The organism is Butyrivibrio sp. (assembly GCF_015056685.1).
Lineage (GTDB): Bacteria > Bacillota > Clostridia > Lachnospirales > Lachnospiraceae > Butyrivibrio.
Genome location: NZ_SVFW01000006.1, coordinates 77,264 through 90,407, shown reverse-complemented (window position 1 = coordinate 90,407; position 13,144 = coordinate 77,264). Strand labels below are relative to the sequence as shown.

The window sequence follows — 13,144 nt, the reverse complement described above, 5'->3', positions numbered from 1 at the left end:
CACCATCACCAGACAATGTCTGCCGCTTTCATAGGCCACGAGTTGATACGTATACTGGAAATCTTACCGTTTCTTACTCTCACTACCCGGTTTGCCATCTTGGCTATCTCCACGTTGTGTGTAACCATTACCACTGACGTCTTACTGCTTGCTATAAGCTCTTCTATAAGAACCAAAACCTCCTGTCCTGTAGTAAAATCAAGTGCTGCCGTAGGTTCATCTGCAAGAATGATTCTTGGATTCTTGACTATAGCTCTGGCGATTGAGACTCTCTGTTGCTGTCCTCCACTCATCATAGAGGGGTAATTGCCGGCCCTGTCTGTAAGTCCTACCTTAGCAATTGCTTCTTCCGGATCTCCCGGATTCTTACAAATCTCCGCTATAAACCTTACATTTTCAAGAGCTGTCAGGTTTGGCATCAGATTATAGGACTGAAAAATAAAACCTATCGAATCCCTTCTGAAATCCACCAGTTCTTTTTCCGTAGGATGTGAAAAGTCTTTTCCATCAACGGTAATGCTGCCTTCAGTTAGACTGTCCATACCTCCGATTATGTTAAGAAGAGTAGATTTTCCGCAGCCGCTCTCACCCAGGATTACTAAGAGCTCATTTTCGTATACATCAAGATCAACGCCCTTAAGGATATGAACCACATCCATTCCTGAGGGATAGTCCTTTTTGACACCTCTAAGGGACATTATTACCTTCTTTTCTGTTTGCGCTGCGTAGTTATATCCCTTCTCCTCTATGACCATGGGAATAAGTCCTGCAAGAGAATGCATGATATATTTGTCTTCGTCGCTAAACTCCCCACTCTTGGCCCTGTTTATTATCTCTATGCAGCCAACGGTCTCTTTCCTTAATGTCATCGGCACGAAAACGACATTTTTCATTTCAATACCGCTGACCTCATCTTTACCTGCAGGGAATCGCTCGTCATTTGCTGCATCAGAAACACTTGTCATCTCTGTGCTGTCGCAAGCTTCTCCCACAAGGCCCTGACCATACTCTATGGAAAAACCCGTCAGATTGTCCTCTCCAACGGACACAATACAGTAAATGTGCTTATTTTCAGGATTCTTTATCCAGACGGCCGCAGACTCAGCTTCTATACTTTTAAGCAGCGTCTCCATTGCCTCCGAAATGCCGTTTTCAACCTGTTCCTCATCCAGTGCCTGCATGATTTTCCATAATACTGAAATATTATCGCCTTTTCCCGCCATTGATCCACCTCATATAAAGTACAAAATTAGTAGGATAAAATATTTATATATACATTATACCAATCATAAGTGTCACAATAAAATAACAACTTTATTCATTCTGCATAAGTCAAAAAAATCCCCTTAAGAGGCCATTTCGCTTGCTTAAGGGGAAATCATATCTATTAAATTAAAAATGTTTTTTTACCATCCCTTAGGAAGGTAAGTCTTAGTATTATCAATCATATCATCCACAAGCTTGTGAATATCTTCTACAGAGCAGTTCTTGCCGATGAACTGTGGATCATTTTCAAAAGCCTCATAGACAAGAGCTCTGTCGCATGTTGTAGCAGCTTTGTAGATTCTCTCGTGGTTCTTTACATGAGGGTCGATGAGTTTTTTCACATCCTCTTTTATAGCACCGGCAAAGATTGGTCTAATGGAATCTCTTGAGAAAACAGCATTGGTCTCGACAATCGCATTTGCCGGAAGATTAGGGATCTGAAGCGCATAATTTGGAATATTTACGTTACTTACAAACCTGCTAAGACCGCAGAGAGCCTTAATAAGAAGTATTCCCTCTTCTCCGGTCTCTTTAAGCTCCATCTTTTCTTCGCCACTTACAAGGCGCTTACTTCTTTCAAGCCTGTCCTCTAAGTCTTTTTTCCTCCACTCAACACTTGTCAGAGCGTAATTCCACTTGGTTACTGTCTCAGGGTCTTTTAGATATTCATTGCCCGGCATAAACTCTGCAAGATGTCTGTCACCTGCTGCCGCAATCAGTCCATATCTGTTAAAAAGATCCATCTTGACCCTGTGCTTGCAGACAAAGTTCGCATTGAGCCAGTTCTCACTCTCAAGAGAAACACCTTCATCAAAGTGCTTATCAATATAACTTCTGTAGATAGGGAAAAGATCTATTCCCTTATATGAACTCTCTGTAAACCATGTGAAATGATTGATTCCGACTACATTTACAAAAACGTCATGCCAATCGGGAATCTTTTCACCTGTCTCTTTTTCATAAATTGTCTGTAAAACCTTCTGTGTTCCGAATACTTCATGGCAGCAACCAAAGGCCTTGATCTGAGGATATGCCTCATAAAGAGCCTTCACGCAAAGTGACATAGGGTTAGTATAATTAATTACCCATGCGTCAGGTGAATACTTCCTGATAGCATCTGCAATCTCAGTGAACATGGGAATAGTCCTTAGAGCACGGATCATTCCTCCGCACCCTGCAGTGTCACCAACTGACTGATATACCCCAAGCCTCTCAGGCAGATGTACGTCCGACTCCATCTCATCAAAAGTTCCCGGCAAGATTGAGATAACTACAAAGTCACAGCCTGTCAGGGCACTTTCCAGTGAGTTCTTAACTTCAAACTTCCAGTCACCCTTCGCGTCACCTCGCGCCATAAGAGTATTTCCTATTACAGCATTGTTCTCAGCTGCCTTCTCATCAAGGTCATAGAGTCTTATGGTTCCTGAAATCTCATCATCAAGCGCCAGGTCTGTCATAAAAGTCCAGGCCCAGCCTCTGGAGCCACCGCCTATATAGGCAATGTTTACATCCTTCATTTTTCCTGCTTCATACCTCATTTTTTTACCCCTTCCCTTATGAACGAAAACTAATAATCTCTCGCATATTCATTATTTCACTATGCGAGAGATCATTCTTATTATTTATTACACTATTTTACGTATTTTTATTGATATCATCCCTTAATACCTGAGCTTGCAATTCCCTCAACCAGTGACTTCTGGAATATAAGGAAAAGAATTGTTGCAGGAACGATTGAAAGTGTTGACATAGCAAGTGTTGCACCGATATCTGAACCGGCTGATGGATCGTTAAAGAGCTTAAGTGCCAGTGATATTGGTCTCATTTCAGGCTTTGTAACATAGAGTAAAGCTGAAAGGTAATCATCCCATCTCCAGATAAATGAGAAGATGGCACTTGTGATCATGGCTGGTACGATAAGTGGCAGGATGATCCTGAAGTATATTCCGTAAAAAGAGCAGCCGTCAATCTTGGCAGCCTCATCCAGCTCTTTTGGCACGCCCTGAATAAAGTTCATGATAAGGTATACAAAGAATCCCTGAATGGCAAAGAAGTATGGCAGGATCATTGGGAAGTAAGTACCAACCCAGCCAAGTCTTCTAAACCACATGTACTGAGGAATCATCAGAATCTGTGGTGGAAGCATCATTGTGGACAACACCAGAATGAACAAAGGCTTTTTAAGCTTAAAGTCAAGTCTCTGAAGCGCATAAGCCACAAGTGATGATGAAATCAGAGTTCCAAAGGTTGATGTGATGGAAATAAAGAAGGAATTCTTAAAGAAGGTTGCGAAGGTATAACCCATAAATCCCTTCCATCCTGTCTTGTAGTTGTCCAGTGTCCATACTGACGGAATGAGCTGTTTTGCAGTTGGAAGAACATAAGTTGTCGGTTTAAAAGAGCTGAAGATCATCCACAAAAGCGGATAGATCATAACAAAGGCTCCAAAAAGTACCAGTATATGATAGATCAAATCCAAGATCTTTCTTTTCGTATTCATAATAAACGCCTCCCCTTAATCTTCATATACCCACTTGCTACGGCTCCAGAACAACAGAGCTGTTACAGCGGAAATAATGATGAGCATTATCCATGCAAGAGCTGATGCATAACCCATCTGGCTCTTTCCCATGTTAGGGAATGCTTTTTTGTACACATACAATGTATAGAACAATGTGCTGTCGTTTGGCTGACCATCTGTAATAAGTTTACTCTGTGTGAAAGCAAGGAACGAGTTGATCGTCTGCTGTACCAGATTAAAGAAAATAGTTGGAGTCAACAGAGGAAGTGTTATCCTCCAAAACTGTCTCCACTTGTTAGCTCCATCAACTTCCGCAGCCTCGTACAATTCGCGGTTGATCTGCTTAAGTGATGAAAGGAAAATAAGCATCGATGATCCAAACTGCCAGACAGTTAAGATAATGAGAACCCAGATTGCGCTTCCCTCTCCAAACCAGTTAAAATTGGATATTCCGGGATACACAACTGAAAGAATGGCATTGATAGTGCCTGTGGGTTCAAACATTCTTCTCCAAAGAATTGCTACAGCAACTGATCCTCCAATGATTGAAGGAAGGTAGTATGCTGCACGATAAAAACCTGTAAGCTTTGTATCTTTTGCCAAAATAAGAGCGATGATAAGAGCGAAAACAACCTTTAATGGTGTGCCAATAAGTGCGTAATAGCAGGTAACCCTTAAGGCTTTCCAAAATGATGTGTCATCGGTAAAAATGTTGATATAATTCCTAAGGCCAATAAATTTTGCAGGGTTTTGAATGTCGTACTTACAAAATGAAAAATACAGCGATAGTATCATCGGTATAAGCATGAACATCAAAAAACCAATGATAAACGGCAAACTGAACACATAGCCTGCCACTTTCTCCTGCCCAATCCATTGGCGGAAGCTTTTCTTTTTATCCATAGAACTCTCCCCTTTCTTCCTGATGTCCAGTAATTTTTGTAAAAAAAGAGAGGCGCCAGTTTATAAGTTATAAAAATAACGCCTCTCTTTGGTTCAATTACTTAAGGTAAAACTGTTATTCCCCAGATCAATAATCAGCTGCTACCTTATTTGCACCCTCTACGAATGCCTTTGCAAGGTCTGCAGGTGTATCTGTAGGATTCTTTGAAAGTGCTCTGCTTGTTATTCCCTCGATAACGTCTGTGTTAACTGTTCCTGCATATCCAGGAAGTGGAGGGAAGATTGCTGTTGAATTCTTTGATACCATATCAAGATACTCAACAATGATAGGATATGTGTAGTCTGTCTGTGATACTGTATCAGCAATAGCTGCAGCTACTTCACTGTTAGCCGGAACACCACGCTCTGCTCTAAGAAGTGTGTTGGCCTCAACATCGTTGATGAGGTAGTTAAGGATTGCTACTGCAAGATCAGGATTCTGAGTATCTGTTGTGATTGAGAAGAACTGAGAAGGCTTAAGGTAGTTAGCCTGTGCTCCGTTGTCCTCTGGCCATGTTGAGATACCAAGCTCGATTCCATCAGCCTTAGCTGCATCGCAGAATGCCATGTACTGGTTTGAGAAGTTAAATGAGCACCAGCTTCTTACGCTAGGATCTGAACCATATACAAGTGGGCTCTGAGGAATTGTAGCTGTGTCAACAGATGCGAACTTATCTGTATCGAAGAGCCATCCTTCAGCTACAGCGTTCTGAAGACGTGTATAGAACTCAGTCATCTCTTCTTCACTAACTGTTACGCCATCTGCTTCAAAGAGTGCGTTGTGGCCCTTGCCACGAGCAAAGTATGCAATTGGGTTCTCAGAGTTGAAGTTGTGCCATACAACACCGATTCCCTTTGCGTCATAAATCTGTTTTGAAATCTCTGCGAACTGATCCCATGTCATGTTATCAGGAACTGTGATTCCAAGTTCATCTGTAAGTGTCTTGTTGTATGAAAGAGCCGGAGCGTTCATACCTGCGCAGACAGCGTAGATGTGTCCGTCGCTTGCGCTCTTACCTGTGTTTACGATACTCTCAGGAATCTTTGAAAGATCAAGTGCACCGCTCTCAACATAAGGCGTTAAGTCAAGAAGGTCTCCTGCCTCAACCCACTGCTCAAAGTATGCGTAATCCTGCTGCATAAGATCTGGCAGTGTATCACTTGATGAGAAGCTTGTCATCTGTGCCCAGTAGTCATTCCATGCCTGAGAATTGAGGTTAAAAGTAACATTTGGATAAAGTTCTGTGAAGTGATCACATGCAGCCTTTGTAACTTCATCACGAACCTGGTTGCCCCACCATCCAAATCCAACAGTTACATCACCTGCTGTTGCAGGATCATAAGCTGCAGCTGAAGCATCAGCAGTCTCGGCTGCCGGAGTCTCTGCCGCTGGAGTCTCTGTCGCCGTCTCAGCCTTTGGTGTTTCCTCTGCTGCAGGTGCAGTAGTGTCTGCGGCTGTTTCTCCGCATGCTGCCAGGGACATGATCATCATTCCTGACAATACCATTGAAATAACTTTCTTTTTCATTTCTTTCCCTCCTAAGTTTAATTGCAGGCTTTTGTATAAAAATACCATAATTTATTATATCGTTATTTTGTACCTCTGTAAATATTGGACACAAAATATTGATATTCCTTAAAAATTATATGCACGTTGCACAACAAATTATTTGTTTCGCGATATACGGATTGCTACACTTCGTTCTCGCAATCCTACGCTCATTCGGAATCCGCACTATCGTGCTACTTCCTCATGTCCGTTCAGTCTTCAAATAGATACAAAGCTTTGTGCAAGCACAGCTTTGTATCTACTTGAATCCTTATATCGCTCACATCCCAATAAGATCAAACTCTTCAAATGACACTTTGAGGCTGGCATCGTGCTTTGGATTCCTAAACTTAATGAGTGCTGCTCTCAAGGTCTCGCTATAATACCAGCAGTTATCGGATGCTTCAAACTTTTCCCTGTCCAAAATGTGAGTTAGCTTCTTGTCTTCAAAGGATATCCACAAAGGCGCTTTCTCTTTATACACAACTGTCGCCACCACTGTTTCCACAGTATCTTTATAAGTGCCCTCGCCCTTAAATGAGATATCTATTACACCGCTGCCACTCATGGTAATAGTGGTCTTTCTGTATACTCCGTCCTCGAAATCATTGCTGCAGCCGTCATCATCGTAATATATATACTCTGATACATGCTCTTTTCCATCTGTATACGGAACAAATGTGAGGCTTAAATCCGTCACCGGGTCTTTTTCCGCATTCATAGGCTGATTGAGAGCCGTTGGCAGTATTGCACCCTCCCTCAAGAATCTCGGGATAGAGTTGATATTTACAGGAATAGATATCACCTGTCCACCTTCGTAGCATTTAAAGTTGTTCTCAAGATCAAACCATTTACAGCCTTCAGGAAGATAAATATCTTTTACTATCTGTCCCTTTTCAAGAACATTTGCCACAAGCAGGTCTTTTCCAAGCATAAACTCAAAGTTTTCTTCATAGACGTTCTCATCATTTTGGAACTCATAGACAAGAGGCCTCATTATCGGAGCACCGGTCACATGAGCTTCATACTCCAGTGAATAGAAATGAGGAAGCATGCGATATCTAAGCAGGATTGCATTTCTTATCCTGTCAGTCTGTCTTGAATACATCCACGGTTCTGTTACAGTGTTGTCACTACTTGCCGAATGAATTGAAAATCTTGGCTGGAATATGCCATGCTGCACCCATCTGACAAAGAGCTCTTCTTCAGGTGCCGGTCCCGCAAAACCGCCAATATCACAGCCTGTATTAGGTTGGCCTGATAGTCCCACTCCAAGCATGGTCGGTATATTGTGTTTTAAAGTTCTCCACGCTGTGCAGTTATCACCAACCCAGTTCTGAGCGTATTTCTGAATTCCGCTGCTACCACTTCGGCAAACAACATAAGGTCTTTTGCTCTTGTCATGCTCTTTTACCGCTTCACAGGCAAGCTTACTCATGATGGTGCACATAACAGGCTTGAACTCGCCGATCCTGCCGCCCTCGCCGTCGTAGTCGCACTTGCTGTCGTGGTCCAAAAGACTGTCATATTCGCAGTTATCATCCCAAATAGAATTGGTTCCAATATCAATAACAGTCTCTGTAAGATATTTTTTCCACAGTTCTCTTCCCTTAGGGCTTGTGTAATCCCAAAATGCCCCGGGGCCTCCCCACCAGGAACCTACAGCCGGTTCTTTATCATTTTCACTGTCTCTTACAAAAACGCCTTCCTTTTTGAACTCATCAAACTTTGGATGCATCAAAAGAATTCCCGGCTTAACATTAGGAACGTTCTGCGCCCCAAGCTCGTTCATCTTTGCAAAATATCCCTTTGGATCAGGGAACCTTTCTTTATTCCAGGTAAATACGCACCTCTTATTGTCGTATGATGTATAGCCGGAAGACAGATGGAATCCGTCAATTGGGAATCCCTTTCTTCTGACAGTCTCCACAAATTCAATAAGCGCCTTGTCAGAGTCTTTTTCAAGCTCCGAATAGTACATTGATGACCCCTGATAGCCAAGAGCTCTTTTAGGTAAAAGAGCCGGTCTTCCCGTCAGAGCTGTATAATCATCCAGCACATTTTTTATGGATGGGCCGGTGAATACAAAAAGATCAAGATCGCCGCCGTCAGCCTGGAAGTATGTGTATCTTGGCCAGTAATTACTCTTTTCTTTTCCCATATTAAATACTGATTCATGGAAATTGTTATAAAAAAGTCCCGTTGCCTTCCTTGCCTGCCTGTCGAGCCTTAAATAAAAAGGAATGTGCTTATACATGGTGTCGCACTTTTCAGGATCGTAGCTCCAGCAATCGGTGGCTCGTTCTCTGATAAAGTCCTTATTCTTGTTTATTGGACCAGTCTTTTCACCAAAACCATAGAAGCAGTCGTCCTCATTCATTCTGGTGTAACCGGTTACTCTGTTATTAGCATCCTTTATAAATGGGCTTCCTTTTACACCTTCATAAATGACATCGCCATCTTTATCCACAAGCTTTATGCTAAGCGGGTTCTTTTCCAGCAAAAGACATACTGAATCAGTCTTCAGACATATCTCATTTTCTTTTTCCTCTAATAGAGCTTTAAGTGGAGTTACATGCTTTCTGTCTTCAAAAAGGAAATCAAGTCTGTCATCCCAGCCAGTCATCTGAAGCACGTATGATCCTTCAGGCTTATCAGCATCTGCAATATCTCCAAAAGATACTTTAATTCTGACAATGCTGTCGGTTAAAAAACATATCTTCATGTATGCTTTGTCAAGTTCAGCCAGATATCCGTAATCAGTCTTTTTTATGCTGTTTAACTTTTTACAAATTTTCATGGGATACTCCTAATCCTTTCAAATATAGAGAATTCACTTTACTCATCAGTTCATTTTTATAATAATGTGCATTTTTAGAATCTGCTTCAATTATGCCGGAAACATCCAGTCAAGGATGCTCCTGATCTCCAGATCCCAAAAATCCCAGTTGTGCATATGATCAGGAACTTCTTTGTAAATGCTCTTCACTCCCATTTTTTCAAGTTTCTCATGAACTCCCTGATTGAGCTTATATAAAAAGTCTTCTGTGCCGCATGACTGGTACAGTTCTGGAACCTGTCCGTTTTCCATATCTCTTTTTAATAATGCAAACAGGTCTCTGTCGCTCCCTTCAAGGTGGCCTGCCGCTTCACCAAAAGCATCCTCCCAAGGGAATGGGTTATCCACTTTACCGGCCATTGCTTCATCATGAAGTCGCACGATATCAAGAGCTCCTGACATTGATGCAGCCTTTGAATAAATATCGGGTCTTGAAAGTGCTAAAAACCAGGCTCCGTATCCTCCCATAGAAAGCCCTGCAACATACGTATCTTCTCTTTTCTTTGATGCCGGGAATATGCGTGTAATGTACTCCGGCAGTTCTTTTGTCATATATGTATAGTACTGGCCTCCCCGTGCCATATCCTGATAAAAACTATTTTCAACGCCCGCCATTACCGCAATGCAGTTATGTGCCTGAGCGTATCTTTCTATGCTTGAAAACCTTGACCATGAGCTGTTGTCTCCAAAAGCTCCATGCAACAAATAAACTACAGGAAGACCATTCTCATAGTCATAACGCATATCTTTCCCTGTAGCAGTAATCTGCTCATTTCCTTCAGGAGTCGGAATTACAACATTAATCTCCGTATTGTGATTTAAAACGTGGCTAAAATAGTGACATGTACAAAACATATAGACCTCCCCAAGAATATCGATGAATTAATTGTACTCATGCGATATTGCGTTAGTCTATAGTGTAAATTTGATAAGAATAATAGATGAATTTTGTTGATTATGAAGATTGAAAAACATAAGTAAATTGGCTCTGTACGCCACCCCTGACTGAACCTGAGGGAAAACGCCCTGGCCTGCGAGCCGACGGTGAGGATGATGGGAACAGTAGATAGATTCTTTCACCATCGGATTCAGCATTGTAGCGTTTCCCTCAGAACCCGTCAAGGGCAAGCACCTTCGGTGTGGCTGGTTTTAAGTGCCTCGGGCTCTGAATCCGAGAACAGTAAAGGATAGATGATAATTTGCAAGTTCGATATGAGGAGCTTATCTCTTCAATTTAACATACATTGCCTTACTGCCTAAAAGATAGATGTATGATCAAGCATGCAAAACAAAGAGGTATAAGCGACTATGCATTGCAATGTCTACGGCCAGCTGTGCATATAAGATAACTCTATTATAAACAGCCTGATTTAGCTTATAAAATAGGACTTGACCCATTTTTTTAAAGAGCATTGCGGGTACTAAAGAACAAAATGCAGGTTTTTACCCATGAGTTAGTTTAGTGAATGATTTGGGTAAAGAACTAAAAGAGATGATTTTTACCCGAGAATTATTGAATAAGCTTGGGTAAATATGAAAATAATGATAGATTTACCCAATGATTGTTTGATAACTCGGGTAAAAGTCAGAGAAAATTAAATATTACCCATGGGCACTAATAAAACACGGGTAAAAGGTCGGAAAATTAAAAAATTGCCCGTAGGTAGAAAAGCGTCCGCCTCAACTGTTCCTGGATTTTGAGCCTGAGGCAGAAAAAACAGCCACACCGCTAGGTGCTTGCCCTTTACTGGTTCTGATGAAAACGCTACAATGCTGGGGCCGACGGTGAGTGAAGAATTACTGTTCCCATCATTCTCACCGTCGGCGAGGTATAGACGGCGTTTTCCTCAGGTTCAGTCAATGGTGGCGTATAGGAGCGCAATACTTACGTTTATCCAAACCACTCCCCCTCGAATGCTTTGTATACCCTTAACAATTGTGAATTGATAATAAAAGAATGCTTACGCCGGTGGCGTAAGCATTCGTAATAATCATCAATTCTAATCCATTTTAGCAATTTCTAAATCTTACTCTGACAGAACAGTAGCACCAAAAATATCTACAAGGTGCATATATCCGCAGTAACCATTTTCATCAAGAAGAGTTGTAACAGGATATCCGGCAGGAATTGTTACTTTTAGTTTTTGTCCTTCTTTATTTTTGAATACTATGCTGATAGCAACGTCCGGTCTCTGTGCAAACGCCTGAACCATATTATTATCAAGGCATGAGATAGTATTTGTTTCAATAACTACATTTCCATCTGCTGGCGCACTTTTTACTGTATCGCTTACTGCTGCTGTCATTTGGGCAGGAGTAATACTAAATATATCAAGAGACAATGTTCTGGTAGGAACCTCTGCGTTTCCAAGTTCAGTAGTTGGAAGTGCATTGCCTACTGCTGTGCTTATTATATTGATCCTACCTGTCGTATCAGGCGCCTGAGGTTCCTGATTTGCTGGCTGCTGTGGTTCATCAGCTGGTGCTGCAGGCTGACTATTATTGGTATTTTCAGTTACAACAACTGGTGTAGGCTCTACATTTTCTTCTGCTGGAGTTTCTGGCTGTGCTGGCTCTACAGTTGGCTCTGTAGTTGGCTCCGTAGTAGGTTCTGTGGTAGGTTCTGTAGTTGACTCCGAAGTGGGTTCTGTAATTGGCTCTGTAGTCGTTCCCTGTTCTCCTGATTCTCCTGATGATTGTCCTTCTTCACCACCACTTGTTCCTGATTCGGATGAAGCAGTTGTCAGGCTCAATCTATAAGGTTTATCAGTTTCATTACCGATATATTGAAGTTTTACCACTTGGTCTTCTGACAAGGTCGTCTCAAACCCAACCAAATTTGATGTTAGTCCACCAACATAGCCGGAACTTGGACTCTGTTGACAATCAAAGGCATAGCCTGCTCCATATTCTTTGCCATCGGCACTATCATCTGTGACTTCTTTAAAAGCGCTTCCTGTATCATAAACTTTTTCATAATCTTGATGTTCATCTTCAGATAAGAAAAAACCATTATGCCCTACAAATAAGTAGTCTTCTTTTTCATCATCACACTTATACAAATTACCATCCTGATAAGATTCCTCTGCCAACACAACAACCGGTGCCTGAATAAACAGCAATCCGCTTAAAGCGACCGCAAATAATCTACTTAGTTTCATCAATTTACCTCTCTTTCAAAGAGAACCTCTGGCTTTTTATATCAAAAGCCATCCCACACAGTTACACTTCTAGTCTACCCCCCCCCGAAAAAATACAATTAAATGAACATTAACTATCATTAAAAAGAAATAACTTTCTTAAATCACAATAAAAAATTATAAAGGTGATGCAAAGCTTTCGAAGGATACTTACATTTTGTATATGCGTAAGTGACTTCTCTAACTCTCTAAAAATTTTAGATTGCGGCTGCGTACGCCACCATTGACTGAACCTGCGGAAAGCGCCGTCTATACCTCGCCGACGGTGATGATGATGGGAACAGTAGATTCTATCTCACAGTCGGATGCAGCATTGTAGCGTTTTCCTCAGACCACGTCAATGGCAAGCACCTTGCGGTGTGGCTGGTACAATTGCCTCTGGCTCTGACTCCGAGAACAGTAGAGATGGCTGAAATTGAATCAGCTGGAGACTTGGGATATTGAAAACATAAAGATTTACCTGGCTATAGCATGCTGCGAGAGATTTTTCTCGATTTTCATGCCTTGTGCATAGGCTTCTGACATGATTTGAGGATTTTTTGCAAGTATTACATGCTTTGTATAGTGGTTCAGACATGTTGTTAGTGATTTTGACTCAGATACCATGTCTTTGTTTTGTAATTCGACATGCTGTGTCAGATTTTTCTCATAATTTCATGCCTTGAATAGAATCGTTTGGCATGAGATCTGGCATTTATTCTATTATTCATGTCTTGTACATCTTTTTCGACATGACGCGAGGGTAAAGAAATAAAAGAGATGATTTTTACCCGAGAATTATTGAATAAGCTTGGGTAAATATGAAAATAATGATAGATTTACCCAAT

At 41.5% G+C, this 13,144-nt stretch carries 8 protein-coding genes; all 8 read right to left on the bottom strand.

Features of this window, described 5'->3' with window-relative positions; all coding sequences use genetic code 11:
• Window positions 1-5 precede the first annotated feature (5 nt).
• Window positions 6-1,223: an ATP-binding cassette domain-containing protein gene (locus tag E7303_RS03545; RefSeq protein ID WP_292143863.1), complete on the bottom strand. Its 1,218-nt coding sequence runs from the start codon at window positions 1,221-1,223 to the stop codon at window positions 6-8.
• Between the two features lie 183 nt (window positions 1,224-1,406).
• Window positions 1,407-2,804 carry a family 4 glycosyl hydrolase gene (locus E7303_RS03540; RefSeq protein ID WP_292143862.1) on the bottom strand — a complete coding sequence of 466 codons (1,398 nt, stop codon included), beginning with the start codon at window positions 2,802-2,804 and terminating at the stop codon, window positions 1,407-1,409.
• 116 nt (window positions 2,805-2,920) lie between these two features.
• Window positions 2,921-3,766, bottom strand: coding sequence for a carbohydrate ABC transporter permease (locus E7303_RS03535; protein ID WP_022774573.1), 846 nt, complete (start codon window positions 3,764-3,766; stop codon window positions 2,921-2,923).
• Between the two features lie 15 nt (window positions 3,767-3,781).
• Window positions 3,782-4,690 carry a carbohydrate ABC transporter permease gene (locus tag E7303_RS03530; protein WP_292143861.1) on the bottom strand — a complete coding sequence of 303 codons (909 nt, stop codon included), beginning with the start codon at window positions 4,688-4,690 and terminating at the stop codon, window positions 3,782-3,784.
• A gap of 127 nt (window positions 4,691-4,817) precedes the next feature.
• Window positions 4,818-6,257: an ABC transporter substrate-binding protein gene (locus E7303_RS03525; protein WP_292143860.1), complete on the bottom strand. Its 1,440-nt coding sequence runs from the start codon at window positions 6,255-6,257 to the stop codon at window positions 4,818-4,820.
• Window positions 6,258-6,558: 301 nt separating this feature from the next.
• Window positions 6,559-9,078 (bottom strand): glycoside hydrolase family 31 protein, encoded by a 2,520-nt coding sequence (locus tag E7303_RS03520; protein ID WP_292143859.1) that lies wholly within the window; start codon window positions 9,076-9,078, stop codon window positions 6,559-6,561.
• Window positions 9,079-9,168: 90 nt separating this feature from the next.
• Entirely contained in the window at window positions 9,169-9,972 is an 804-nt protein-coding gene (locus E7303_RS03515; RefSeq protein ID WP_292143858.1) for an alpha/beta hydrolase, read from the bottom strand.
• Between the two features lie 1,172 nt (window positions 9,973-11,144).
• A complete protein-coding gene (locus tag E7303_RS03510; protein ID WP_292143857.1) occupies window positions 11,145-12,278 on the bottom strand; it encodes a hypothetical protein in 1,134 nt (377 codons plus the stop codon).
• Window positions 12,279-13,144 lie beyond the last annotated feature (866 nt).

Excerpts from the sequence above, each read along its gene's own strand:
- E7303_RS03545 (WP_292143863.1), bottom strand. The coding sequence starts at position 1,223 with ATGGCGGGAAAAGGCGATAATATTTCAGTATTATGGAAAATCATGCAG.
- E7303_RS03540 (WP_292143862.1), bottom strand. The coding sequence starts at position 2,804 with ATGAGGTATGAAGCAGGAAAAATGAAGGATGTAAACATTGCCTATATA.
- E7303_RS03535 (WP_022774573.1), bottom strand. The coding sequence starts at position 3,766 with ATGAATACGAAAAGAAAGATCTTGGATTTGATCTATCATATACTGGTA.
- E7303_RS03530 (WP_292143861.1), bottom strand. The coding sequence starts at position 4,690 with ATGGATAAAAAGAAAAGCTTCCGCCAATGGATTGGGCAGGAGAAAGTG.
- E7303_RS03525 (WP_292143860.1), bottom strand. The coding sequence starts at position 6,257 with ATGAAAAAGAAAGTTATTTCAATGGTATTGTCAGGAATGATGATCATG.
- E7303_RS03520 (WP_292143859.1), bottom strand. The coding sequence starts at position 9,078 with ATGAAAATTTGTAAAAAGTTAAACAGCATAAAAAAGACTGATTACGGA.
- E7303_RS03515 (WP_292143858.1), bottom strand. The coding sequence starts at position 9,972 with ATGTTTTGTACATGTCACTATTTTAGCCACGTTTTAAATCACAATACG.
- E7303_RS03510 (WP_292143857.1), bottom strand. The coding sequence starts at position 12,278 with ATGAAACTAAGTAGATTATTTGCGGTCGCTTTAAGCGGATTGCTGTTT.